Source organism: Leisingera aquaemixtae, from assembly GCF_001458395.1.
GTDB classification, from domain to species: Bacteria; Pseudomonadota; Alphaproteobacteria; order Rhodobacterales; family Rhodobacteraceae; genus Leisingera; species Leisingera aquaemixtae.
Genome location: NZ_CYSR01000021.1, coordinates 16,316 through 40,684, shown reverse-complemented (window position 1 = coordinate 40,684; position 24,369 = coordinate 16,316). Strand labels below are relative to the sequence as shown.

The window sequence follows — 24,369 nt, the reverse complement described above, 5'->3', positions numbered from 1 at the left end:
GTGGGCAAGGCGGGGATAAGGCGCAAAAGGCCGGGGGCAAATTCTGGATAGACCCGGCGGCGCCGCGGCCCCTTGTCAGTGAAGCCTTACCCCCTGGCGCTGCAGTTCCCCGTGCAGCGCGGAAAGGCTGACCGCGTCCAGCGCGCAGTCTGACTTCACCGACAGCGCCGCCGCCACGCCTGCGCCCTGTCCGGCCACCGCGCAGCAGGCCATGTTGCGCGTCGCCGCATGGGCAATCCGGTCGCCGCCGATGGCGCGGCCGGTCACCAGCAGCCCCTCAACCCCTTTAGGCAGCATCGACCGGTAGGGGATCTGCATGTAGCGCCCGGTGGTGGGCAGGATCAGCACGCCGTAGCCGTCGATGAACTCAGGGTAAATCCCGATGGTATCCTCGAACCGGCCCTGGTTGCGGGTCTCGTCCTCGGTGATGTTATGATGCGCGTCGATCTTGCGGGTGTCGCGGATGCCGATGGTCATGCCGAAGTTGCGAAGCCGCGCGCCCGCGCAGCCCGGCGTGTAGGCGCGCAAGGCATCAATCGCGTGCATCGCCTGTTTGCGCCCCTCGATCTCGCCCCGGGTCATGCTGTCGGGGTCGGTGCCGTCGATGCCCGCCAGATGCACCAGGTTCATATAGGTCATCTCGCCCGAGTCATGCACCGCGCCCCAGGTGCCGCCGATGGTGTTCAGATGCGCCGGAATCACCCCGTCGCGGATCGCCTGGGCAAAGGGCTTGGCCAGGAAGGGGGAGAACATTGCGTCTTCCTTGCCCGAGGTCTCCACCTGCCATTCGCCGGTCGACCAGTTGGCATAGGTCTGCGGATCGGCTTTGACACCTTCCATGAACTTCTGTTTGTCCACGCCCGCGATGTGGAACATCACGCTGGCCGCCTGCATCTGCTCCACCGGGGTTTTCACGCAAGGCGCGCCCATCATATGGGCAATGTCGGCGTCGCCGGTGGCGTCGATCACACGCTTGGCCAGCACCGCCTCGCGGCCTGCCTTGCTCTCGACGATAACGCCGGTGATCCGGCTGCCCTCACGGATCGGCGCCACGAACACCCGGTGCAGCATCGGGTGGATGCCGGCCTCTTCGACCAGCTTGTCCGCGACCAGCTTGAAGCCCTCGCTGTCCAGCTCATAGCTCAGCGACTGGCTTTCCGGCACCGCCGCACCCATCGCCTTGGCACGTTCCTCGAACTCCCAGCCGATGCCGCCGGCCTCCACCGTTTCCTCGTGCCGGTACCAGGCAAAGCCCTCGACCCCCACGGTGGTGATATTGCCGCCAAAGCAGCCGAAGCGGTCCAGGAGGGTGACCTCCACGCCTGCGCGCGCCGCCGCCAAGGCCGCCGACAGCCCGCCGGGGCCGGAGCCCACCACCAGCACGTCTGTTTCATGGATGACCGGAATCTCGCGGGCCGGCTCATGGATGGTTTTGGTCACGTCTCTCTCCCTGGGACTTGCCGCCGTGTTTGGCGTTTCCGCTAACACTTTCGAATCTTGAATGGCGATTCAAGTTCTTTTGCGCCGCGGGGGCCGGAAAACAGCATCGTAGCGCCGCGGTGGGGTTGCTTCTGGTTGATTGTTCTGTGACCAATTCATCAGATTACATTCAAGGAGTTTCAAATGAGCAATTTTATTGATGGGCCGGGTCTCCAAGCCAAAGTTCTGGGTGCCTTCAAGCGCAAGCCTTCTGCAAAATTGGCGATTGCTTTCTGGGGGAACGGAGCGCTCAAACTGTTCGGTGATCAACCGCTTAGTGGTGTTGAAGTAATCTGCAACTTGAAAATGGGAGGAACCAATCCGAACGTTGTGCGCGACCTGTTGGGGCGAGGAGCGCAAGTTTTTGCGCTGGACAGATTGCACGCAAAGTTCGGGGTGGTTGGTAACCAACTCGGGTTCGTGGGGTCTTCAAATGCTTCTGTTAACGGCTTGGGACTGCAAGGGATGGACCAGTCGGGATGGGAGGAGTTAAATGTAACTTTTAAGAGCAAAACGAAGAAAAATGAGCTTGCGGGTAAGTTTGACGAACTTCGGCTGATGTCGCAAAACTTACGTGATAGGCCTGACTTGATTGATGAGGCTCTAAAGGTTTGGAACGAGCGGCAGCATAACCTTGAAATGATGCAATCCCGGCCTGCGCGCCACAAAACGCTATGGGATGCGTTGCTGGAGGAACCAGACTGGTTTGAAGATAAGCCTGCCTACATTGCGATTTATCCATCGATGACAAAAAATGAAAAGAGTGCGTATTTTGCGAAAGAGCAAGAAACCAATGAGCTCTTGAACGAAGATCTTACCTTCTATTGGGGTTGGGACAACTTGCCGAGTGACGGAATGCTGATAGACTTCCGCAAGCCACATGCAGGAAGCCTAGTTTTTGAAGGTTATTGCCAGCGAACGGGAGAGTTCCCGGATTACAAACTTGACGGTGAACCGTTTCAAGCGGCCCGGAAACTCGACAGTTTCCTCGGGTATTCACCTCTTGCAGCAGAGGCTAGAAAGAGTTTCGCTAAGTGCCTTCTTGAGTTTGCAAAATCGAAAGAACTTGATGTGAGCGAAGGGGTGGTTATCAAGCTCTCTGAGTTCGCGCGTTATGCCGCAGGTTCTGCCAAACTTGGTAAAGGGATGGAAAGTAGCAGGCAGTCTTTTTCGGTGGAACGCGCCTGATAACAGGGCGTGCTGTCTTGCCGCCCTTGCGCGACACAAGGCCCGGGCCTGACCTTGGGGAGGCGTGAAGCGCCTTCCCGCGGGGAAGGTCAGGCGCGGGCCGTGCGGCTGGCGCCTCACGTCCCAAGAGGGCAAGCAGCCACTGTTACGGCAGAAGCCGGTTCGGGCCGCATACCGCCACAACGGATCATCCCCTTGCCCGCACCCCTCACACCCACTAAACCGGGCGGGAACGCGAACCCACATCACCGATGGAGCCAAGATGCGCCTGTCCCGCTATTTTCTGCCGGTTCTGAAAGAGAACCCCTCGGAAGCCCAGATCGTCAGCCACCGGCTGATGCTGCGCGCCGGGATGATCAAGCAATCCTCCGCCGGGATCTATTCCTGGCTGCCGCTGGGCTTCAAGGTGCTGAAGAAGATCGAAAGCATCGTCCACGACGAGCAGATCCGCGCGGGCCACATCCCGATGCTGATGGCCACCATGCAGCCCGCCGACCTGTGGCGCGAGTCGGGCCGCTATGACGACTACGGCCAGGAGATGCTGCGCATCAAGGACCGCCACGACCGCGACATGCTGTTCGGCCCCACCAACGAGGAGATGATCACCGACATCTTCCGCGCCCATGTGTCCTCCTACAAGGACCTGCCGCTGACCATGTATCAGGTGCAGTGGAAGTTCCGCGACGAGATCCGCCCGCGCTTCGGCGTAATGCGGGGCCGCGAGTTCTACATGAAGGACGGCTACAACTTCGACCTCTCCAAGGAAGACGCGCTGCACGCCTACAACCGCCACTTGGTCAGCTATTTGCGCACCTACGAGCGCATGGGCCTGCAGGCGATCCCGATGCGCGCCGACGGCGGCCCGATCGGCGGCGATTACACCCATGAATTCCTGGTGCTGGCCGAAACCGGCGAGTCCGAGGTGTTCTATGACTCCGCCGTGACCGACCTCACCTTCGGCGACCGTGATATCGACTATGACAGCGTCGAGCAGTGCCAGGCGGTGCTGGAGGAATTCACCTCCCGCTATGCCCGCACCGACGAGACCCACGACGAGGTGGTGTTCCAGGAGCAGGTGCCGGAAGAGCGCCGCCGCTTTGCCCGCGGTATCGAGGTCGGGCAGATTTTCTACTTCGGCACCAAGTATTCCGAGTCGATGGGCGCCACCGTGCAGGGCCCCGACGGCAAGCCGGTGCCGGTCCACATGGGCAGCCACGGCATTGGCGTCTCGCGCCTGCTGGGCGCCATCATCGAGGCCAGCCACGACGACAACGGCATCATCTGGCCCGAAGGCGTGACCCCGTTCCACTGCGGTATCGTCAACCTCAAGCAGGGCGACGACGAGGCGGACGCGGCCTGCAACCAGCTCTATGCGGCGCTGAGCGCGGCCGGTCTGGATCCGCTCTATGACGACCGCAACGAGCGTGCGGGCGGCAAGTTTGCCACCATGGACCTGATCGGCCTGCCCTGGCGCATCACCGTCGGCCCGCGGGGCCTGAAGAACGGCGTGGTGGAACTGACCTCGCGCCGCACCGGCGAAAGCGAGGAGCTGAGCCCGGAAGAGGCGGTGAAGAAGGTGGTGGCCATCTATGAGAAACACCGCACCGGCCGCGGCTTCTGAGCCAGCCTGCCAGTTCGAAGGAAACAGCCCCGCCGGCAGATGCTGGCGGGGTTTTCCATTGCCGGGCGGGCAGGGGCACTGACAGAGGGCAGCCCGGCTGCTAGCCTTGGCAGTATCCAAGGCGGGAGAACGGACGTGGCCAGCTTCAGCGGTATCGAAAAAGACAGCGGGCTGACGCATGTGCTGTCGTCTTTTCCCCGGAACGCGGAACAGTTGCTGCATCTGCTGGACAGCATCATGTGCGGCAGCGGCGCGCTGTCGCGGGGCGAACGCGAGGCGATTGCCGCCTATGTCTCCGGCCTGAACGATGTGGCCTATTGCGTTCACTACCACAGCCTGTTCTCGGACGTGTTTTGCGGCCCGGTGGCGGCAACACAGGACCGTATCCGGCCCCTGCTGGAATACGCCCGTGCCCTGCACGGCGGCGAGGCCGAGGGTCTTTCGCAGGCCTTTGAGGAGGCCGTCACGGCAGGCTGGAGCGAAGCCGCGCTTTATGAGGTGGTGGAGGTCTGCGGCGTCTTCAGCTTCATCAACACCATCGTCAAGGCCGCCGGGCTGGCCGAGCCGGGACAGGCGCCGGAGCCGCGGCCAACGGCACAGGAGCTGGTGAACTCCTATGCCGCAATGGCGCAGGCGGTGCGCGGTAAATAGACCTTGGCCTCAGGGGCGCGCGCTCAGCCGTGTTTCAGCGGGTATTCATGGCCCGAGAGACGGTGGAACAGCGCGGCAATCGCCACCAGCGCCACGGCGCCGGTCAGCACCGGGAACAGCAGGAAGGAAATGCCGGGATCGGTGGCAAAGACCACCAGCGGATCGGCGCCCGCGGGCGGATGGGTCAGCCGCAGCGCCGCCATCAGCGCGATCGACAGGCCCACGGCCAGCGCCAGCGCCCACCAGCTGTCCGGCAGCAGCGCGTTCAGCGCCAGTGCGACGGCAGTGGCCAGAACATGCCCGCCGACCACATGCGCGGGCTGCGACAGCGGGCTGGCGGGAACTGAAAACAGCAGGACGCAGCTGGCGCCGAAGGGGGCGATCAGCAGCAGGAGGTTGGCATGGGTTGTGAGCAGCGACAGCGCAGCAATTGCCAGAAAGGCACCCAGCCCCGCCATGACCACCGTGCGCAGCGAGGGATGCGGAAGCGCGCGTTTGAAGTATCTGTCCATCGTTCTCACCAATTAAAGCCGGAACCGGGCTGATAAAGCCTTACTGCAGCGCGAACGCAAGGCAATGGGCAGATGCGGCAGGTCACGTTGCGGTGACGCCGTGCGGGGCCGGTTCCGGCCTGGGCCGGCGGATTATCGGGCCGATATGCAACCGCACCTTGACCCCAGGCGTTAGGCAGCACAGGTTGCAGGCAAATTTCCCGGGCAGGACCCCTCTATGGCCACGACACCACCGCCGTTTTCCCGTTTCGAATGGATCATCGCCTGGCGCTATCTGCGCGCCCGCAAGGCCGAGGGCGGGGTCAGCGTGATGACCTGGATCAGCCTCATCGGCATCACGCTCGCGGTCTTTGCGCTGATTGCCACGCTGGCGGTGCGCTCCGGCTTCAGGTCGGAGTTTGTCGGCACCATCCTAGGCGCCAACGCGCATGTCACCGTCTATTCCTATGGCGAGGTGAACGAGGCCGGGGTGCTGGACCGCAGCCTCCCGGACTATGAGGCGCTGGCAGAGACCGTCGCCGCGGTGCCCGGCGTCACCCGTGCCGCACCGCTGGTCAAGGGGCAGGTGATGGCCAACCTGCGCCAGCGCAATGCAGGCGTCGAGGTGTTCGGCATCTCCGCCAAGGACATCCAGGGCATTCCCGGCGTCGCGCAAAGCGAGGAATCCGTGGGCGATCTGGCGCGGTTTGAGGACGGGATCGCCATCGGCTCCGGCGTGGCGCGGGAACTGGGGGTGAGCGTGGGCGACAAGATCAAGCTGATCTCCCCCAACGGCGTCAAGACCGCCTTCGGCACCAGCCCGCGGGTGAATGCCTATGAGGTGGTTTATGTCTTCACCGCCGGGCGCTGGGACATCGACCGCACCCGCGTCTACCTGCCCTTTGCCGAGGCGCAAGCCTTCTTCAACCGCGAGGGCGTGGCGGATGAGATCGAGGTGATGGTCGACAACCCCGAAAACGCCGATGCGCTGGCGCTGGCGATCCAGCAGGCGGCGGGCGGCACCGCGGGGGTGTGGACCTGGCGCGATGCTTCCGGCGGCTTCCTGCGCGCCTTGGAGGTCGAGGACAACGTGATGTTCATCATCCTGTCGATCCTGGTGCTGATCGCGGCGATGAACATCGTCTCGGGGTTGATCATGCTGGTCAAGAACAAGGGCCGCGACATCGGCATCCTGCGCACCATTGGCCTCAGCGAAGGGTCGATCATGCGGGTGTTCTTCATCTGCGGCGCCTTCACCGGCGTCATCGGCACCCTTTGCGGCGTGGTGCTGGGCTGCCTGTTTGCGCTCTATATCGACCCGATCTTCTCCTTCGTGAACTACATCATGGGCGGCGGCGTCTGGGACCCGTCGATCCGCGGCATCTATGCGCTGCCCGCGGAACTGCGGCTGGCCGATGTGATCTCGGCCACGGCGCTGTCGCTGGGGCTGTCGTTCTTCGTGACCATTTTCCCGGCCCGCCGCGCGGCGCGCCTCAACCCGGTGGAGGCGCTGCGCTATGAGTGAGATCACGCTGGAGCTGAAGGGGATCACCAAATCCTATCTGACCGGCACGCCGGGGCAGGTCGATGTGCTGCGCGGCGCGGACCTGAGCCTGCGGGCGGGCGAGGTTGTGGCGCTGGTGGCGCCGTCGGGCGCGGGCAAGTCGACGCTGTTGCATATTGCCGGCCTTCTGGACACGCCGGACGCGGGCGAGGTGCGGGTGGCGGGCGAGGACGTGACCCGCAAGGGCGACCGCCGCCGCACCCGTGTGCGCCGTCAGGAAGTGGGCTTTGTCTACCAGTTCCACCACCTGCTGCCGGAGTTTTCGGCGCTGGAGAACATCGTGCTGCCGCAGCTGGCCAATGGCGCCACGCAAAAGGCCGCGGTGGCGCGGGCGGCGGATCTGCTGGGCACGGTGGGGCTGGCGGCGCGCGCCGATCATCGGCCCGCCGCGCTGTCGGGCGGCGAGCAGCAGCGGGTCGCCTTCTGCCGGGCGCTGGCCAATAGCCCGCGGGTGCTGCTGGCGGATGAGCCGACCGGGAACCTCGACCCCGGCACCTCCGATCAGGTGTTTGCGGCGCTGATGGAGCTGGTGCGCGGCACTGGGTTGTCGGCTCTGATCGCCACCCACAACCTGGAACTGGCAGCGCGGATGGACCGGCAGGTGAAGCTGGAGAACGGGCTGCTGGTGCCGGTTTAGGCGGCTGAGCCAGGGGGCGTTGCGCAGCGCCGCCGGTCGCTGTTTCCGCGTCTCGCCCGGCTGAATCCAAGGTATTTGACCTGATCCCCTGCGTTAGGCCACTCTGTCACTGGTTTGGTTTCAGTGACGGTGGGTTCAGATGCAGAAGTCGGTTTCGGTCCTGAAGGACCTGGTGGTGCTTTTGCGCGATCTGTCGGTGATTGCGCTGTTTGCGGTGTTCCTGCTGTTTCCGCAGAGACTGAACGCCATTCTGGTCAGCGCCGGGTTCGAGGAGGGCAGCTTTGCCGGCTTCAAGTGGAAATCGAAGCTGGTCGAATACGATGCCACCGTGGCGGAACTGCAGACCGCGCTGGCGGAGGCGCAGAAGGTGAACGCCCGGCTGACCGAGGCGCTGCAGGCAGCAGAGGCGGGGCCTGCGGAGGCCGGGTCAACGGAGCTGCAGCGCGAGGCGGAGCTGGTGCAGCAGGACGCGGCGGCGGCGCTGGAGACGGCCAGCAGGACGGTGGCAGGCAACCTGCAGCTGGTCGAGCAGGCCCGCGCCCAGCTGCAGGAGGAAGCCCTCCGCTATTGCTATCAGGAGGACAGCGGCAAACCCGGGCCGCAGGCTTTCCTCGCGGCCTGCCACTCCACACCGGAACGCTGCGAGCGGGCCAAGGTGAACCCGGCCACGCGGTCCTCGCCCTGCGTGGCGCTGGACATGAACACGGCACCCTGGCAGCCCAGCCCGGGCGGGTTCTGGGGGTCGCTGTTCCAGTATGGTGCCGCACCGCTGGCAGCGCCCTTTCCGCAAGTGGAATAGGCGGCAGGTGCGGGCGGTTGGCGGAACCTTGCCGCCCGGGCCGGGGCGGCTTTGGCCCCGGGGCGGCGGTTTGCTATCAGCTGTTAAAACTTGGCCGGGCGGGGTAGGCTGTCCGGGGATGCGCAGAAAGGGCTGAGACGTGGTGAATTCGGTAATCGAGAAAGATGTGACGATCGAAGGCAATATCACCTCCAGCAAGGGCAGCGTCGAAGTGCGCGGCCGGGTGGTCGGCGATGTGTCGGCGCAGGCGGTGACGGTGCTGGAAGGCGGCACCGTGGATGGCGCGCTCAGCGCGAAGTCGGTCACCGTCGAAGGCGTCTACAGCGGCAAGATCCAGTGCGAGGACCTGCGGCTGGCGGCCGGTTCGAAAGTGCAGGCGGATGTCTCGGCCCAGAGCATGTCCACCGAAAGCGGCGCACAGCTGCAAGGCAACATCAAGGTCAGCGGCAAGACGGCCCCTTAAGCGGAGCAGAGGAAGCCGCAGGTCAGCATCCGCCGCTCGCGCAGGGCGCGCAGCTGGTTCTGAACCATCAAGGTATAGCCGTCACCGAACAGCAGGCGGGTGGTGACGGGCACCAGCGGGGAGGGCCCGGTGCCGGCGGCGCGCTGCTCCAGCCAGCGCAGGCTTTCGGATGTTGAATCGGTGCTGTGCAGCAGTTTGAAGCCGGCCGCGCGGAGCAGGGTTTCCATCTCCTTCGGTCTGGCCAGATAGCTGATCGACGGCTCCGCGGCCCAGGGCACGGGAAAGATAATTTCGCCGCCTTCGCCCTGCAGGATGTCAAAAATTGCAAACCTCCCGCCGGGCCGCAGTACCCGCCGGGCTTCAGCATACATCCGGTCCTTGGCGGCGATGTTCATCGCCGCATGAACGGTGATGGCGGCGTCAAAGCTGTTGTCGGCAAACGGCAGGTCCGTTGCATCGCCTTGCAGGAACAGGGTTTTTTCCGAAAGGCCCAGCCAGCCAGAGATTTCCGCCGCTGCCGCGCACAGCTCCGGCGTCAGGTCGATGCCGGTGACATGGCAACCCGCAGTCTGCGCGATTGTCCGCGCCACGCCGCCGAGGCCGGAGCCGATGTCGAGCACCTCTGACCGTGCCGTCAGCCGCATTTGCGAGGCGAGCTCCAGCGTTGCAGCCCGGCCGCGGAAATGAAATTCGTCCAAGGCTTCGAAATCGGCGGTCGCAAGCTCGGCGGGTTCCAGTCCTTTGGCGCGCAGGTCCCGCGCAATCCGGTCCGCCAGATTGCCGCCGCCGCTGTAGTGGTCCGGGATTTTGCCGGTCATGATACTGGCCTTTCGCTGACCCCGATCTGGATTATAGCACAGGCTGGGCTGGGCGGGGCCGGGCGGATCTGTCTCTGGCCTTGCGCCGGGTTCCGGGCTATTGGCGGGGCATGACAGACACCTTGCCGCCGTGCCCCGAATGCTCCTCTGCCTATACCTATCAGGTGGATGCCCTGCTGATCTGCCCCGAATGCGCCCATGAGTGGGCGGCGGGGGAGGCCGCGGGCGATGCCAAGGAGGTGCGCGACAGTGTCGGCAATCTCTTGGCCGACGGCGACACCGTGACGGTCATCAAGGATCTGAAGCTGAAGGGCACGTCCTCGGTCATCAAGGTCGGCACCAAGGTGCGCGGCATCCGGCTGGTGGAGAGCGATCATGACATTGATTGCAAGGTGCCGGGCGTCGGCCCGATCGGGCTGAAGTCACAGTTTGTGAAGAAGGTGGCCGGCTAGGGCCGTTTCCGCGAACCTGACGGCGATTGTTACTGCTGCGGCGTGCTGGCTCCATTGCTCCCAGCAGTCAGAGAATTGGCCGGTTTTGATCTCTGGTATGGAACGGCGCGGCGCGCGGGCTGAGGGCGGCGGCAGACGATGTATTATGCCGGCCAAGGAGTTATTTCGGCGAGCCGGTCTCTAATGAGCGATCGACCAAACGACAGTAGAGGATAGCTCCGCCTGCAAAAGTTCCGGAAAGCCCGATCCAGAAAACGGTGGGCAAGGGAATGCCTGCACCGGCTAGGATCACCATGCAAAAAGACCAAAAGAGGAAGGTGGCATAAAGCGTCAGAGCGCCTCGAAATCTGGCTCTCCTCTTTGTCAGAGTATAGGCGGTCAGGAAGGCCACGAGGAAGGGGAACCAGGTTTCTGCCGCATGGTTCAGATAATGCAGAGCGGGTGGCGCGCCGCCCGGAAAGGACATGCCTGTAACAAGAGCCAAAACCGGATACTGCCAAGGAAGAAACGGGTTCATAGCCTCAAGAGCTGTGAACCCCAGCCATGTCAGGAAGCCCGCCAAGAATGCCGCAAAATACGTAAGGAGGCGTTTGATCACGTTTCCTCTCACGCCATCTGGGTGATCCAGACCCCCAGCGCCATCACCGAAATGCCTGCGGCCCGGGTGAGCGTGAGCGGGCTGACCTGGGCGCCGAACAGGCCGAAGTGGTCGATGGCGGCGGCGGAGATCAGCTGGCCGATCAGCACGAAGAACACCGCGTTGCCGACGCCGAAATGCGGCGCGACGTGGGTGATCGACAGGACGTAGAATGCCACCAGGACGCCTGCCAGCAGCAGATGCTTGGGCGCGGCGGGGATCTTGGCCAGCGCCTGCGGGCCGGCGATCAGCGCGTAAAGGATGGTGGCAACCAGCGCGATCAGGAACAGCACCACCGCGGCCGAGGCCGGGGAGCCGATCAGCTTGCCGAGCGCTGCGTTCAGCGCCGCCAGCACCGGGATGCCAAGGCCTGCGGCCAGCATGATGAGGGCGTAGTGGGTCATGGTGCGGCTCCTGCAGGTGCGTTGGCAGTGTTGTGGACGGGATCTGCCCGGCAAAACAAGTGCTACGTTGCGGCCCGATGTGCGGGTGTGTTGACTTTTTAATTGCGAATGACTCGCAATTGCATGTATGCAGGCGCCACGTTCCGCAACTCTGACTCCGCCAAAGGTCCCCATGCCGCTGTCCAGCCTTCCCAGCCTGTTTCTTGATGATCCTGCCGAAACCGCCAGAACCGGTCTCAGGTTCCTGCACTTCATCGGCCTGGCCGCAGGGCTGGGCAGTGCCACGCTGCTGGATCTGCTGCTGCTGCGGTTTTTCCTGCAGGGGCAGGTGAGCGCCGAGCGTGTTGCCATCTTTGAGTTTGCGTCCAAGGTTGTGGATGCGGGGCTGAAGCTTCTCTGGCTGACCGGGTTCGGCTTTTTGCTGCACTATGCGCTGACGGATCCGGTGAAGCTGGAGAACCCCAAGGTTCATGCCAAGCTTCTGGTGGTTGCGGTGCTGACTCTGAACGGGGTGTTCATCCATGCGGTCGTCCTGCCGCATCTGCGCAGGCAGGCCGGGCGGCCGCTGTTTGAGGGGATGGGGCATAAGCAGCGCACGCTGTTTGCGGCCTCGGGCGCGGTTTCGGCGGTGTCCTGGTACCTGCCGGTGGCCCTGGGCGCGTTTCCGCAGCTGAATTTCACGCTTCCGGCAACGCAGATCCTGACGTGCTATCTGCTGCTGATCGCGCTGATGACGGCCGTGGCGGCCGCCGTGGCCGGGCTGCTGTCAAAGCGCGCGGGACTGCAAGCCGGGCAGGCGGCCGGGCGGGCGGAGGCGCAGACGGGCTGGCAGGCGGAGGGGCAGGGACCTGCGGATCTGGCGCCCGTCAGCCGCAAATCCCCTTGAGGCTGGCATCCTTCCACGGCAGGTAGACGTCGCTTTCGCGGCTTTGCGGCAGCGGGCTGACCGGCATGGCGGCGGCCAGCATCCTGTGCAGCCGCTTGGTGCGCTCCGCCTGCGGAGCCAGGGAGCGGCAGCAGACGTATTCCTCCATGATGGCGCCCTGCTGTTCAAACCCGTAGGCGAGGAAATCGGCGCTGCCTTCCAGGGCGAACAGGTAGGGGTCGCGGTCCGGGCCGTGTTCCGCCGCCGCCCGCAGCGGGGAATAGCCGGTGCGGCTGCGGTTCTGCCATTGCCAGACGTGGGTGGCCTCATGCGCCAGCAGCATCGCCTCCACCAGGTGCAGCCGGTCCGGGTAGTCCGGCAGGTAGTTGTCCACGTACCAGTCGCGGGTGAAGAAGATGCGGTTGAACAGGGCGACAGCGGCAGGTTTGGTGGTGATGATCTCCTCCCTGACCGGCGGCAGGATGCGCTCGCGGCAGGTGACGCGCGGGCGCGGGGTGCGGTGCAGGGTGATCGGCCCCAAGGGGGCGCCGTCCACGATGCGGACCTTGTCCGGGTTGAGGCTGGTGCCGTGCAGGGTGCCCAGATAGGCGCGCTCCGTCTCCGTCAGCGGGCGGCCGCAGGCGGTCAGGAGCAGGAGGGCGAGGAGCAGGCAGCGGATCATGCGTTCGCCTCAGCTCAGCAGCTCATCGCCAGCACGCGGCTGATTTCGGTGAGGGAGCGGCCGGATTGGTCCATCCATGTGTTGAAGGCTTTCTGCACCGCCTTCAGTGCGGATTTGGAGGTTGCGGGTTTGCCGATCACGCCTTCGGCGATGAGGCGCGCAGTGACGTCCTGGCTGAGGATGAAACTGTCGCGGCCGGCAAAGCGCATGGCGTACTGGCCGGTATTGCCGCCCAGCCGGGCGCCGCGTGTCTTGAGCATCTCCAACAGCCCGATGTAATCGGTGGCGGGCCAGCCGCCCAGCACCTTGCCCGCGCCGCCCTCATCGCGCAGGTCCATCAGGAAGGCGGCGTTGTGGCGGACCGTGGCCAGCTTGGCGCCGTTGCGGACCACGCGGGTATCGCTCAGGATCCGGTCGAATTCATCCTCTGGCATGAAGGCGCAAGGTCCTGGGTCGAAGCGGTGAAAAACCTCCTCGAACCCGTCCCATTTCGCCTCGATCACTTTCCAGTTGAAGCCCGCCTGGAAGATGCATTTGGTCATCACAGAGAGCCAGCGGTCCTCCGGCAGATCCGCCGCTTTGGGGTCGGGTTTGGAGAGTTTTTCCTCCAGCGCCGCGGGGCCGCCGTGGCGGTCTGCGGAAATGGCATAGATCTCGTCAAAGCTGCGCATGGGCGGGGTCCTGTTGGGGTCTGGTCAGGTTAGCGGGGGCGGCGCAGCTCGACAATGGATTTGCCGAGGCGGAAGGGCGCGGCGAAGCTGACGAGGCAAAGCGCGATGATCTGCAGGACCAGGATATGGGCGTTGTCCTGCAGGTATTCCCATTCGTCCTTGAGCTTGGACACATGGGCGATGAGGTCGTCATAGGCGCGGGCGATGATCAGGAAGTCGCCGGCAATAGCGGGCACCTTGCGGCGCATGTTGGCGACGGCTTCCTGCGCGGGGCCGTCGAGCGCTGTGAAGACCAGGAACGCCTCCGGGTCGAAGGCGCTGGCCTGGGCTTCCATGTCCTTCATCTCCGCCATCCCGGCGCGGGTGCCGCCGAACAGGAAGCTGAGGCCCTGCAGCGGTGCCACTTCATCCGTCACCGCAATGAACAGCGGCAGTTCAGCGTTGCCGGCGGTGGAGGCGGAGAGGAATTCGACCTTTTCGCACAGAACCGCGATGTCGGCGTCATAGGCGGGGTCGCAGAAGCGCAGGCGGAAGCGGGCGGCGTCGCGGTCGAAGGCGGCGGTGGCGGCATAGGCGATGTCGATCTGGCGTTCCAGCTTGGAGCTGTCGGCGGCGTAGATGCCGGAGATCACGGCGACCAGAGCGCCGAAGCCGCCCAGCAGCACCCAGACCAGATCGGCCAGTTTCCAGGCCCGGTGGCCCGGCGGCTTGCGGAACAGGAAGGCGGTGGCGATGAGGCCGGTCAGGAAGAACAGGATGAGAAGCGGCAGCTGGTTGTCCGCGATGAAGCCCATGGCAGGTCCCCTGATGTGTCTGGCTGGCCTGACCATAGGAAGGGACAGGGGTTTCAGGCAACAGCCCTCACGAAGCTGTCACCGGATGCGCGGGTTTGGCCGGGCGGGAGGGGTCTCCGTCCGGTGGCTGGCTGTCTGGGGCCGGTGGGCCGTTGTGCTGTTTGGCCGTGTCGTGCCGGCCGGTGTAGAGGTGGCGGCGCCGCCAAGGGCCCGGAGGGGCCAGAGGCGGAGGGCCGGGCAGGGGATCGCAAGCCCCCATGTCCGCTCGAAAGCTCTCGGTCTGCGGAGAACCCCTGCACCCGATGAAGAGGTGGTCTTGGGGGCTCCCGTATCTCCTGGTGGTGCGGGGTGTCAGTCCGCACCGGGGTGTCGCGACGCATTGGAGTATGGCAGGGCGGGGTTAAGGGGGCGGAAGCGGGGCGTGCGGTGGTTTGGGGTTTGGCGCAACACCTTTGAAGGGTGCGCGTAGGGTGGGCGATTCCGCCCACCGTTTGGCGGGAGAATAAGGATGGGACGTGGGAGCGGGTAGAGACTCAGCCAAACTTCTTATCAGAAGTTTTAGGCACCGGGCTTGCGCCACCATGTGCTACGCAATATGTCGACTTCATCGTCCAAGAATGACCAACTTGCACTTTCCCACATATTGGATCCATCCTTATGTGCATACTTAACATCGTCGCTCATACTATTGTAAACGTCTTCAGTTATTCTTGTCGTGTAACCGTTACGCAAGTCGCTAAGCTTAGCGGCGAGGTTTGGAGCGCGACCTATTGAGATAAGGTCGTTATTCCCCCTCACACCACCTCGCACAATAAGCGCTCGACCAGTATCAACTCCAACTCCATGAGATATCTCAAAGTCCGCCTCTTTGACTGACGAATAGCTTGATTCAAACTTTGACCGGATAACCTCAGAGACAACCCAGTTTATGTTCAAGGCACATCTTACGGCGTTAGTGTTTTTTGACCCCCCGGTAAATACTCCCATAATGCGATCTCCGTCAAAACTAATAACTCGCCCGCTGTTTTCCTGAACTAAGTAAGTAGCCGATTGCAGGAAGGACTTAATAATTTTTGCAGTTACTCTACGGTCAAAAGTTTTTGCCATTTTAGATGAGTTTGCGAGGTCTGCGTACAGGTAGGTTGCCGAAACCCATTTTGCACCCCCAGCCAACTTAACGTCAGAAGTGACTGGGAAATTCTCGGATTCTGCGGTATCCCAAGTAGTGCTGATGATAGTCGAAACATCTGAACGGTAGTCACGTGCCACGACGAATGTCCTCAAGTGTCAGGATCAAAAAAAGAAGCAGCGGTAAAAGCGAGATGTACCAAAACATCATGGCTTTTTGAACGGATTTGAATTTTCTAAGTGCAATATTCGCGTTAATGTGCACTTGCGCTGTTAGATCGCGTTCATATTTTTCGCTGTCAATATTTTCAATTGATTGTTTGAAGTTCTCAAAGGTTTTGGAGGCAATGCCGCCAAAGAAGATGTTGGAATCCTGTGCGCCATCTATTTTTGGGTAGAGGGATTGCCACGTGAAAAACGCAGAAATCATAAATCCAATAAGGGCTAACGTTCCGGAAAGCACAGTGATTTCGCTCGAAAAATCAGCTTTCAAGAACCCTGCGAGCCAAGCCGCCATTGCTACTGATAGTGACGGCAGCAAAAACTGAACGCGAGTCTCCGACGCGCGTACAAATCCAATTTGGCGCTCTAGGTTTTTCTCCAGAAACTCAAGCCTGTTCAAGCTTTAACTCCTTGGGTTGTCTCGCAATAGAATTTAATCTAGATTGCGTGTTGAGGTGTGATATGAATGCGACGCACCCTATGCGTGTAAGGGAGTGGTGTTCGTGCGTCAATCGGGCCATCGCCCCCTTTGGGAGCTACCCAGCCAAGAACACCGCCACGATTACGGCGGTCAGCATCCAAGCAGTAGCTGCGGACGCCAGCAGCATCAAAAACTGCAGCACTGGGTGAGGTCGCGCACGACCAAACCAGAACTCCAGAATGCCAAGCGATGCGTCTTCCTCCCTCGCCTTGAGGTAAAGTAGCAGGAGGAAGAAAACATGCAGGGCCAAGAAAAGCCCAGCGAAAAGCTTGAAAGCCATCGGCTTAGACGTCCAACTCCTCCACGAACTTCGCGTTTTCCTGGATATACTGGAAGCGGAGTTCGGGTTTCTTGCCCATCAGGCGCTCGACCAGGTCGCCGGTCTCGCCGGGCTCGTCCTCGTCGATGGTGACGCGGATCAGCTTGCGGGTCTTGGGGTCCATCGTGGTCTCCTTCAGATCCTTGGCGTCCATTTCGCCAAGACCCTTGAAGCGGGAGACGTCGATCTTGCCCTTGCCGCCCAGGCCCTTCTCCAGCCATTTGTCGCGCTCGGCCTCGTCCAGGCAGTAGACGCGGCGCGCGCCTTGGGTCAGGCGGAACAGCGGCGGGCAGGCGAGGTAGAGGTGGCCGCTGTCAATCAGCGGGCGCATCTGGGTGAAGAAGAAGGTCATTAGCAAGGACGCGATATGGGCGCCGTCGACGTCCGCGTCGGTCATGATGATGATCTTGTCATAGCGCAGATCGTCGAGGTTGAACTTGGTGCCAAGCCCGACCCCCAGTGCCTCGCAGAGATCGTTGATCTCGGCGTTGGAGCCGAGCTTGTTGGAGGCGGCGCCAAGGACGTTCAGGATCTTGCCCTTGAGGGGCAAAAGCGCCTGGTATTCACGGTTGCGCGCGCCCTTGCCGGAGCCGCCCGCCGAGTCGCCCTCGACGATGAACAGCTCGGTGCCGGCCCGGTCCTTGGAGGTGCAGTCGGTCAGCTTACCGGGCAGGCGCAGCTTCTTGGTGGCGGACTTGCGCTGGGTTTCCTTCTCCTGCTTGCGGCGCAGGCGTTCCTCAGCGCGCAGGATCAGGAAGTCGAGGATGGCGCCGGCCGATTTGGTGTCGGCAGCCAGCCAGTTGTCGAAATGGTCGCGGACCGAGTTTTCCACCATCTTGGCGGCGCTCTCGGTCGACAGGCGGTCCTTGGTCTGGCCGACAAAGGCGGGGTCGGCGATGAAGCAGGAGACCAGCGCGCAGCCGCCCGCCATCAGGTCGTCGCGGGTGATGTTGCCGGCTTTCTTGTTGCTGACCAGCTCGCCATAGGCCTTGATGCCCTTGAGGATCGCGGCCCAGAAGCCCGCAACATGGGTGCCGCCCTCGGGCGTGGGGACGGTGTTGCAGTAGGACTGGGTGAAGCCGTCGCGCGACGGGGTCCAGTTGATCGCCCATTCGACATAGCCGGGCGCGCCGAATTTCTCGCGGAACTCGACCTTGCCGGCAAAGGGCGCGTCGGCGTAGGTGGTTGCCTTGCCCAGCACCTCTGTCAGGTAGTCGCGCAGGCCGCCGGGGAAGTGGAATGTGGCCTCGGCGGGCGTCTCGCCGTCGTCGATCTCGGTCTTCCAGCGGATTTCGACGCCGGAGAACAGATAGGCCTTGGAGCGCACCAGGGTGAACAGGCGCTTGGGCTTGAACCGGTGGGAGCCGAAGATCTGCTCATCGGCGTGGAAGGTCACGAAGGTGCCGCGCTTGTTGGGGGCGGCGCCGATCTTCTCGACCGGGCCCTGGGGCAGGCCGCGGGAGAAGCGCTGTTCGAACAGTTCCTTGTTCTTGGCCACTTGCACGACCATGGAATCCGACAGCGCGTTCACGACGGAAGAGCCGACGCCGTGCAGGCCGCCGGAGGTCTGGTAGGCCTTGCCGGAGAATTTGCCGCCCGCGTGCAGGGTGCAGAGGATCACCTCGAGCGCGGATTTGTCCGGGAACTTGGGGTGCGGGTCGATCGGGATGCCGCGGCCGTTGTCCGAAATGGTGACGGAGTAGTCCGAGTGCAGGGTTACTTCGATGCGGTTGGCGTGGCCCGCGACGGCCTCGTCCATCGAGTTGTCGAGGATCTCTGCCACCATGTGGTGCAGCGCGCGCTCATCGGTGCCGCCGATATACATGCCGGGGCGCTGGCGGACCGGTTCGAGGCCTTCCAGAACCTCGATCGAGGAGGCGTCATAGGTATCGGCTGCAGGCGTGCTGAGGAGATCGTCGGCCATGTGCGGGAACTGCTCTTCCTTGGTGTTGATTGGCGGCCATTATGGCAGGTGTCGCAGCCGGGTGGAAGAGGGGTGCAGGGGGCTGTGGATAAGGCCGGGCGGGGCATTGCAAAGGCTGGGAAATTGAGCGGAGAGGGCCTTGCACGGCCGCGGGCGGGGGGGCGGGCGGATTTTCTGGCAGACGGCGCGGTGGCTTCGCTGCGGCGGCGCGGAAACCGTTTTCATTCCTTCGAAGGTAAGTTCCGGTTATCCGGGTGCGTCGATATTTTCCGTGCGGCGCGGGGGGCTGCGGTCTAAACCTCGGCCAGCGAAGGGCAGGAGGAGGGCCGCCGGGTGGCTGAGAAGGGAATCAAGACGCAGGACTGGGCGGCGTTCCGGGCCGAGGCGCAGCGGATGCTGGAGGCGGCGCTGGACCAGATGCAGCAGGCGGCGGACCGCCCCTGGCAGCCGGTGCCGGACGACATCGGCGCCCGCTATGCGGTGACGGCGGAGGCGCTGGGGCCGCAGGCGGCGGTGGACCGGATCATCCGCGATGTGCTGCCCTATCATGGCGGCAACACCCATCCGCGGTTCTGGGGCTGGGTGCAGGGATCGGGGCTGGCCTCGGATCTGATCAGCAGCCTGGCGGCGGCGGCGGTCAATGCCAATATGGGCGGGCGCGACCATGGCGCGAACTACATGGAGCGCGCGGTGGTGGACTGGACGCGGGCCAGGATGGGGATGCCGGAGAGCGCCAGCGGCATTCTGGTGACCGGCACCTCGCAGGCGACGGTGATTGCCTTTCAGGCGGCGCGGCTGCGGGTGCTGAAGGATCTGCGCAAGCAGGGGCAGGGCGCGGTGCGGCTGACCGCCTATGCGGGCGAGGGCGTGCATAACGCGACGCTGAAGGCGGTGGAGCTGCTGGGCATCGGCTCGGACAACCTGCGGATGGTGCCGCTGGCGGACGGCAAGCTGGACTGCGCCGCACTGGCGGAGATGGTTGCAAGCGACAAGGCCGAGGGCGCGGTGCCCTTTCTGGTGGTGGGCAATGCGGGCACCGTGGACCTGGGGCTGTTTGACGATTTGAACGCGCTGGCCGATGCGGCGGCGGCGCTGGGGCTGTGGCTGCATGTAGACGGGGCGTTCGGCGCCTGGACGCGGATCGCGGCAGAGCCCTACCGGTCGCTGTCCGACGGCATCGGGCGGGCCGACAGCATCGCGCTGGATTTCCACAAGTGGATGTATGTGGGCTATGACTGCGGCATGGCGCTGTTGCGCAACGAGGAGGAGCACCGGGCGGCTTTTGCGGCGCGGCCCGCCTATCTGGAAGGCGCCGAGCGCGGGCTGGCGGGCGGCGAGCCGTGGTTCTGCGACTATGGCATCGACCTGAGCCGCGGCAACCGGGCGCTGAAGGTCTGGACGGCGCTTGAGACCTATGGCGAGGCGGCGTTTGCGCAAGCGATCACCGGCAATTGCGAACTGGCGGCGCTGATGGCGGCAGAGGTCGAGGCGCAGCCCCTGATGGCCCTGGGGGCACCGGTGGTGTCGAACGTCTGCGTCTTCACCGCGCGCCGCGATCTGGCGCCGGAGGCGCAGTCGGAGGTGAATGCCCGCATTGCCCAGACCCTGCAGGAAAGCGGCGAGGCGGTGTTCTCGACCACCCGGGCAGGCGGCCGCGTGATGCTGCGTGCGGCGATCACCAACCACCGCAGCCGCGAGGCGGATGTGCGGGCGGCGATTGCCGCGGTGGCGCGGGAGGCGTCGGCGTAAAGCGATGAGCCCCGCGCCTGCCTGGGCAGGCGCAGGCGTGACGGGGCGGCTTGGCGCCCGGCGCGATAGATGATTGCCGTTGCGTCTTGTTGCGCGGGTGAACGCGCCTGCCGGGGGGGCAGGCAGGCGCGGGGCGGCGGTGCCGCCTTGCGTAAGATCTGTGACGTTCGGTTCCGTCTTTCCGCCACGTCAGATCCCGCTACTCTCCATGCCGGACACACAAGGAGAGAGACATGGCCTGGATCAGGACCGTTCCGTTTGAAGAGGCAACCGGCAAGCTGAAGATGCTGTATGAGCGGGTGACCGGGCCGGCCAACAATGTCGACAACATCATGATGGTGCATTCCCTGCGGCCGCATTCGATGGAAGGCCACATGGCGCTGTACAAGAATGTGCTGCACCACACCGGCAACAAGGTGCCGAAATGGTTTCTGGAGGTGCTGGGGGTCTGGGTCTCGTCCCTGAACGATTGCGCCTATTGCGTCGAGCATCACTTTGCAGGCCTGCAGCGGCTGCTGGGGGACGCGGAGCGCGGGCGGGCAATCCGGGCGGCGATCGAGGCGCGCGAGCCGGAAGCCGCGCCGCTGGAGGCGGCGCAGGTGCTGGCGATGGGCTATGCGCGGATGCTGACCGAAGAACCCGCCAGCGTGACCGCGGCGGATATCGGGGCGCTGCGGGACGCGGGGTTTGATGACGGGGAGATCCTGGAGATCAACCAGGTGACCGCCTATTTCGCCTATGCCAACCGGACGGTGCTGGGGCTGGGATGCTCTGCCAAGGGGGATGTGCTGGGGCTGAGCCCGAACAATTCGGACGATCCGGGCGATTGGGGGCACAAGTAGGGGCGCCGCCCCTCGGCCCCTGCGGGCCTCACCCCGGGATATTTGCAGCCAGAAGAAACGGATCAAGCGGCCCAGGGGGCCGCTTTTGGTGTGCGAACTGCGCATCTTTTGATGCAGGTCAGGGCAGGGCGGCGGCAGCGGCGCTATGGTTGCGGCGCTGATTGAAAGAGGGAGATTTTTATGGACGCCGCAGCAGAGAAGATTGTGACCAAGGCCGCAGCGACAGGGACGGGAACAGGGCAGGAGCCGGTGCCGGCGGCGCCGCGGGCGCCAAGCGCGGAGGATATCCGGCGGGCCTTTGAGAGCGGAGAGTATCCATACCCGCGCAAGATGGCGCGCCGGGCCTATGAGGCGGAGAAGGCGCGGCTGCAGGCGGAGCTGTTGAAGGTGCAGCTGTGGGCGCAGGAGACCGGGGAAAAGTTCGTGATGCTGTTCGAGGGCCGCGATGCGGCGGGCAAGGGCGGCACCATCAAGCGGTTCACCGAACACCTGAACCCGCGCTCGGCCCGGGTGGTGGCGCTGAACAAGCCCTCGGACGAGGAGCGCGGTCAATGGTATTTCCAGCGCTATGTGCAGCATCTGCCGACGGCTGGCGAGATCGTGTTCTATGACCGCTCCTGGTACAACCGCGCAGGCGTCGAGCGGGTGATGAGCTTTTGCGAGCCTAACGAGTACCTGGAGTTCATGCGCCAGGCGCCGGAGTTCGAGCGGATGCTGGTGCGTTCGGGTGTCCGGCTGTACAAATACTGGTTCTCGGTCACCCAGGAAGAGCAGAAACGGCGGTTCGGCGCACGCGAGACCGATCCGCTGAAGCAGTGGAAGCTGTCGCCGATCGACAAGGCGTCGCTCGGCAAATGGGATGACTACACCGAGGCCAAGGAGGCGATGTTCTTTTACACCGATACCGCGGATGCGCCCTGGACGGTGATCAAGTCCAACTGCAAGAAGCGGGCGCGGATCAACTGCATGCGGCATTTCCTGGCGTCGCTGGAGTATCCGGGCAAGGACCCGGAGATCGCGGCGGTGCCGGATCCGCTGATCGTGGGGCAGGCGCATCACGTGATCCATCAGTCGGACCACATCCTGGGCAAGGCGCTGCATCCCGGCACCCGGGCGCGCTGATCCTCGCCTGCGGCGCGGACCCGCAGTTGCGGGGCTGCCGCCGGAGGCGTAAAGCTTTGACCCATGAAGCGTATTATTCCCTTGTTGGCCGCTGCAGTGCTGGCCCCGCAGGATGCCGGGTCGCATCCGCATATCTTTGTCGATACCGCCCTGAAGGTGATTGTCTCGGACTCCGGGCAGCTGGAGGCGGTTGAGATCACCTGGGCCTATGACGAGTTCTATTCGCTGCTGATCTTCGAGGACCGGGGGCTGGATGGCGACTACGACGGCGCGCTGACGGCGCAGGAGCTGGCGAAGCTGCAGGGGTTCGACATGGCCTGGGTCGAGGGGTTTCAGGGCGACACCTATCTGACCCGTGCAGGCGTTGTGCTGGAACTGGGCGCGCCGGAGCATCTGGCCACCGAAGTGGCGGACGGGCGCATCACTACCCGGCACCGCCGCGTGCTGGCAGAGCCGCAGGCCGCCGATGGCTTGGTGATCAAGGCCTATGATCCGGGCTATTACACCGCATACACGATGACCGGCGGCCTGGAGGTTTCGGGCGGCTGCCAGGCCAGCGTCACACCGCCGGATCTGGATGCGGCCTATACCAAGGTGGAAGAGCTGCTTTACGCGATGCCTGCGGACCAGGCGGAGGAGGCCTACCCGGAGGTGGGAGAGGCCTTTGCCGATACTGTGCGGTTGAGATGCGGGACGTAAGGTGCGGTTTTTCCTGGCCATAGCTGCGCTGGGCGTGGCGGGTCTGGCGGTCTGGCTGTGGGGGTTTGGCGGCGCCGGGCTGGTGTCGGCCTGGGCGGCGGAAGGCCAGCGGGAGGCGCAGAATGCGATGGCGCGGGGCCTGCGGGCCTTGCGCGCGGGTGAGCCGGGGGCGCTGACGGCGCTGCTGTCCTTGTGTTTCGCGTACGGGTTTTTCCACGCCGCCGGGCCGGGCCATGGCAAGCTGGTGATCGGCGGCTATGGCATGGGCAAGCCGGTGCCCTTGCTGCGGCTGGCCGGGCTGGCGCTGGCGTCCTCGCTGGCGCAGGCGGCCACGGCGGTCTTGCTGGTGGCGGGCGGGCTGATGCTGCTGGACTGGGGCCGCGAGCAGCTGACCAGCGCGGCAGAGGATGTGCTGGCGCCGCTGTCCTATGGGCTGATTGCGCTGGTGGGCCTGTGGCTGCTGGCGCGGGGCCTGCGGCGGCTGATGGGCAGCCGGGCTGGCGGACACGGTGCACACGGCCATCACCACCATGATTATGAGGCTGGGGAGGTGTGTTCCTCCTGCGGGCACCGGCACGGGCCAACGGCGGAGGAAGCGGCCAATGTCCACTCGCTGCGCGATGCGCTGGCGATTGTGGGCGCGGTGGCGCTGCGTCCCTGCACCGGGGCGGTGTTCCTGCTTCTGCTGACCTGGCGGATGGGCGTTCTGTGGTCCGGCATCGCCGGTGCCTTTGCCATGGGGCTGGGCACGGCCACGGTCACGGTCGCCGTGGCCGCCGCTGCCGTCACCATGCGCAAGGGGGCGCTGGCGCAGATGCAAGGGACCGGTGCCTTGCGGGCAGCCGCGGTGCTGGAGATCCTGGCGGGCGGTGTGGTGGCCGTGCTGGCCTTTCAGATCATGCTGCGGGCGCTGTGACGCTCACGCGTCCAGGGCCTCCTGCAACAGATTGAACATCGGCTCCAGCGTCAGATAGGCGGACATCAGCGCCGCCATCGGGGCGGCCTGTTCGCGCGGGCTCATTTCGTGCCAGAAGGTCAGCGACTTGCGCTGCAGCAGGTGGCCGTGGGGATGGGCCTTGCCAAAGGGGGCGGGAACGCGTTTCAGCTCGGGCTCATTAGAGGCAAAGCCCTTGAGCGCCAAGATGTCCACCAAGGCTGCGGCCTCATCCCCGGTTTCGCCGTCGACCGCGGTGCGCCAGACAGGCAATTGCGCCTTTGTCAAGTTCATGATGCCGCCGCCGGTGGTGCAGGACTGGGGGTCGATGCCGAAGAACAGCGCGCAGCCTGCGCTGTTGACCGTCCACATCATGTGCAGATGGGTCTTGTAGGGCGTCTTGTCCTTGGAAAACCGGATGTCGCGCTGAGGGCGGAACAGTCTGGGCACGGCCTGCCTGCCGGTCCGTTTGGTGATCGCCTGCGCGACCTCGTCCAGAAGCAGCAAGGCGGGGGATTTGAGCTGCGCCTCATACCGGTCCTTATGCGCAGTGAACCAGTCGCGGCTGTTGTCCTGCGACAGCTCCGTCAGGAAGGCGCGGGCGTCGGGGATCAGCTGCGCAAAGGGGTCGGTCATTTGAATAGGCTCCTGCAAGCGGTGGGGCGGTCTGTGCAGAATACCACCATGGGCCTGTGCGGGGGGCAAGGAGACTCTGCTCTTGCCGGAGCCCTCC

At 64.1% G+C, this 24,369-nt stretch carries 27 protein-coding genes; 14 read left to right on the top strand and 13 right to left on the bottom strand.

The window, feature by feature from the left end:
- Positions 1-75: 75 nt before the first annotated feature.
- Complete coding sequence (locus PHA8399_RS08730; RefSeq protein ID WP_058285770.1) at positions 76-1,440, bottom strand: FAD-dependent oxidoreductase; 1,365 nt, start codon at positions 1,438-1,440, stop codon at positions 76-78.
- A 183-nt stretch (positions 1,441-1,623) separates the two neighbouring features.
- On the opposite strand from PHA8399_RS08730, the gene PHA8399_RS08725 reads away from it, so the two are divergent.
- The 3 genes from PHA8399_RS08725 to PHA8399_RS08715 all read left to right on the top strand — a co-directional run bounded on the left by PHA8399_RS08725 (position 1,624) and on the right by PHA8399_RS08715 (position 4,939).
- Complete coding sequence (locus PHA8399_RS08725) at positions 1,624-2,667, top strand: phospholipase D family protein (RefSeq protein WP_058285769.1); 1,044 nt, start codon at positions 1,624-1,626, stop codon at positions 2,665-2,667.
- Positions 2,668-2,929: 262 nt separating this feature from the next.
- The gene (gene proS, locus PHA8399_RS08720) at positions 2,930-4,288 is read left to right on the top strand and encodes a proline--tRNA ligase (protein ID WP_058285768.1); all 1,359 of its coding nucleotides are present in this window, start codon (positions 2,930-2,932) and stop codon (positions 4,286-4,288) included.
- Between the two features lie 135 nt (positions 4,289-4,423).
- Positions 4,424-4,939 (top strand): carboxymuconolactone decarboxylase family protein, encoded by a 516-nt coding sequence (locus PHA8399_RS08715; RefSeq protein WP_058285767.1) that lies wholly within the window; start codon positions 4,424-4,426, stop codon positions 4,937-4,939.
- Positions 4,940-4,962: 23 nt separating this feature from the next.
- On the opposite strand, the gene PHA8399_RS08710 is transcribed toward PHA8399_RS08715, so the two are convergent.
- Positions 4,963-5,451: an HPP family protein gene (locus tag PHA8399_RS08710; RefSeq protein ID WP_058285766.1), complete on the bottom strand. Its 489-nt coding sequence runs from the start codon at positions 5,449-5,451 to the stop codon at positions 4,963-4,965.
- A 217-nt stretch (positions 5,452-5,668) separates the two neighbouring features.
- Here PHA8399_RS08710 and PHA8399_RS08705 point away from each other — a divergent pair, with 217 nt between their 5' ends.
- From PHA8399_RS08705 to PHA8399_RS08690, 4 genes are all read left to right on the top strand, one after another.
- Positions 5,669-6,955 carry a lipoprotein-releasing ABC transporter permease subunit gene (locus PHA8399_RS08705; protein ID WP_058285765.1) on the top strand — a complete coding sequence of 429 codons (1,287 nt, stop codon included), beginning with the start codon at positions 5,669-5,671 and terminating at the stop codon, positions 6,953-6,955.
- Positions 6,948-7,631, top strand: coding sequence for an ABC transporter ATP-binding protein (locus PHA8399_RS08700; protein ID WP_058285764.1), 684 nt, complete (start codon positions 6,948-6,950; stop codon positions 7,629-7,631). Before PHA8399_RS08705 ends, PHA8399_RS08700 begins: the two co-directional genes overlap by 8 nt.
- Before the next feature lie 139 nt (positions 7,632-7,770).
- Positions 7,771-8,430, top strand: a complete 660-nt coding sequence (locus tag PHA8399_RS08695; protein ID WP_058285763.1) for an efflux RND transporter periplasmic adaptor subunit — start codon at positions 7,771-7,773, stop codon at positions 8,428-8,430.
- 139 nt (positions 8,431-8,569) lie between these two features.
- Positions 8,570-8,893, top strand: coding sequence for a bactofilin family protein (locus PHA8399_RS08690; RefSeq protein ID WP_058285762.1), 324 nt, complete (start codon positions 8,570-8,572; stop codon positions 8,891-8,893).
- On the opposite strand, the gene PHA8399_RS08685 is transcribed toward PHA8399_RS08690, so the two are convergent.
- A complete protein-coding gene (locus tag PHA8399_RS08685) occupies positions 8,890-9,711 on the bottom strand; it encodes a class I SAM-dependent methyltransferase (protein ID WP_058285761.1) in 822 nt (273 codons plus the stop codon). The genes PHA8399_RS08690 and PHA8399_RS08685 overlap by 4 nt on opposite strands.
- Before the next feature lie 110 nt (positions 9,712-9,821).
- Here PHA8399_RS08685 and PHA8399_RS08680 point away from each other — a divergent pair, with 110 nt between their 5' ends.
- Positions 9,822-10,163: a zinc ribbon domain-containing protein YjdM gene (locus PHA8399_RS08680; RefSeq protein WP_058285760.1), complete on the top strand. Its 342-nt coding sequence runs from the start codon at positions 9,822-9,824 to the stop codon at positions 10,161-10,163.
- A 160-nt stretch (positions 10,164-10,323) separates the two neighbouring features.
- On the opposite strand, the gene PHA8399_RS08675 is transcribed toward PHA8399_RS08680, so the two are convergent.
- Complete coding sequence (locus tag PHA8399_RS08675; protein WP_058285759.1) at positions 10,324-10,761, bottom strand: hypothetical protein; 438 nt, start codon at positions 10,759-10,761, stop codon at positions 10,324-10,326.
- Between the two features lie 8 nt (positions 10,762-10,769).
- On the bottom strand, positions 10,770-11,204 hold the full coding sequence (locus PHA8399_RS08670) for a DMT family transporter (RefSeq protein WP_058285758.1): 435 nt from the start codon (positions 11,202-11,204) through the stop codon (positions 10,770-10,772).
- Between the two features lie 172 nt (positions 11,205-11,376).
- On the opposite strand from PHA8399_RS08670, the gene PHA8399_RS08665 reads away from it, so the two are divergent.
- Positions 11,377-12,090 (top strand): hypothetical protein, encoded by a 714-nt coding sequence (locus tag PHA8399_RS08665; protein WP_058285757.1) that lies wholly within the window; start codon positions 11,377-11,379, stop codon positions 12,088-12,090.
- Here PHA8399_RS08665 and PHA8399_RS08660 read toward each other — a convergent pair.
- From PHA8399_RS08660 to parE, 7 genes are all read right to left on the bottom strand, one after another.
- Positions 12,071-12,751: a hypothetical protein gene (locus PHA8399_RS08660; protein ID WP_058285756.1), complete on the bottom strand. Its 681-nt coding sequence runs from the start codon at positions 12,749-12,751 to the stop codon at positions 12,071-12,073. The two genes, PHA8399_RS08665 and PHA8399_RS08660, sit on opposite strands and share 20 nt — an antisense overlap.
- 14 nt (positions 12,752-12,765) lie before the next feature.
- Positions 12,766-13,422 (bottom strand): DNA-3-methyladenine glycosylase I, encoded by a 657-nt coding sequence (locus PHA8399_RS08655; RefSeq protein WP_058285755.1) that lies wholly within the window; start codon positions 13,420-13,422, stop codon positions 12,766-12,768.
- A gap of 29 nt (positions 13,423-13,451) precedes the next feature.
- Positions 13,452-14,216, bottom strand: coding sequence for a hypothetical protein (locus tag PHA8399_RS08650; protein WP_058285754.1), 765 nt, complete (start codon positions 14,214-14,216; stop codon positions 13,452-13,454).
- A gap of 558 nt (positions 14,217-14,774) precedes the next feature.
- Positions 14,775-15,485 (bottom strand): adenylate/guanylate cyclase domain-containing protein, encoded by a 711-nt coding sequence (locus tag PHA8399_RS21940; RefSeq protein WP_082649500.1) that lies wholly within the window; start codon positions 15,483-15,485, stop codon positions 14,775-14,777.
- Positions 15,475-15,966, bottom strand: coding sequence for a Pycsar system effector family protein (locus tag PHA8399_RS08645; RefSeq protein ID WP_058285753.1), 492 nt, complete (start codon positions 15,964-15,966; stop codon positions 15,475-15,477). The genes PHA8399_RS21940 and PHA8399_RS08645 overlap by 11 nt, the downstream gene beginning before the upstream one ends.
- Positions 15,967-16,102: 136 nt before the next feature.
- Complete coding sequence (locus PHA8399_RS08640) at positions 16,103-16,327, bottom strand: hypothetical protein (RefSeq protein ID WP_058285752.1); 225 nt, start codon at positions 16,325-16,327, stop codon at positions 16,103-16,105.
- A gap of 4 nt (positions 16,328-16,331) precedes the next feature.
- Positions 16,332-18,290: a DNA topoisomerase IV subunit B gene (gene parE, locus PHA8399_RS08635; RefSeq protein WP_058285751.1), complete on the bottom strand. Its 1,959-nt coding sequence runs from the start codon at positions 18,288-18,290 to the stop codon at positions 16,332-16,334.
- Positions 18,291-18,623: 333 nt separating this feature from the next.
- Between parE and PHA8399_RS08630 the strand changes: the two genes are divergently transcribed.
- The 5 genes from PHA8399_RS08630 to PHA8399_RS08610 all read left to right on the top strand — a co-directional run bounded on the left by PHA8399_RS08630 (position 18,624) and on the right by PHA8399_RS08610 (position 23,618).
- The gene (locus PHA8399_RS08630) at positions 18,624-20,039 is read left to right on the top strand and encodes a pyridoxal phosphate-dependent decarboxylase family protein (protein ID WP_058285750.1); all 1,416 of its coding nucleotides are present in this window, start codon (positions 18,624-18,626) and stop codon (positions 20,037-20,039) included.
- A 233-nt stretch (positions 20,040-20,272) separates the two neighbouring features.
- On the top strand, positions 20,273-20,881 hold the full coding sequence (locus PHA8399_RS08625; protein WP_058285749.1) for a carboxymuconolactone decarboxylase family protein: 609 nt from the start codon (positions 20,273-20,275) through the stop codon (positions 20,879-20,881).
- A 180-nt stretch (positions 20,882-21,061) separates the two neighbouring features.
- Positions 21,062-22,003 carry a polyphosphate kinase 2 gene (gene ppk2, locus PHA8399_RS08620; RefSeq protein WP_058285748.1) on the top strand — a complete coding sequence of 314 codons (942 nt, stop codon included), beginning with the start codon at positions 21,062-21,064 and terminating at the stop codon, positions 22,001-22,003.
- Between the two features lie 63 nt (positions 22,004-22,066).
- Entirely contained in the window at positions 22,067-22,702 is a 636-nt protein-coding gene (locus tag PHA8399_RS08615; RefSeq protein WP_058285747.1) for a DUF1007 family protein, read from the top strand.
- Between the two features lies 1 nt (position 22,703).
- The gene (locus PHA8399_RS08610) at positions 22,704-23,618 is read left to right on the top strand and encodes a nickel/cobalt transporter (RefSeq protein WP_058285746.1); all 915 of its coding nucleotides are present in this window, start codon (positions 22,704-22,706) and stop codon (positions 23,616-23,618) included.
- A 3-nt stretch (positions 23,619-23,621) separates the two neighbouring features.
- Here the strand turns inward: PHA8399_RS08610 and PHA8399_RS08605 are convergent, their stop codons facing one another.
- Positions 23,622-24,272 (bottom strand): TIGR02453 family protein, encoded by a 651-nt coding sequence (locus tag PHA8399_RS08605; protein ID WP_058285745.1) that lies wholly within the window; start codon positions 24,270-24,272, stop codon positions 23,622-23,624.
- Positions 24,273-24,369: the final 97 nt, after the last annotated feature.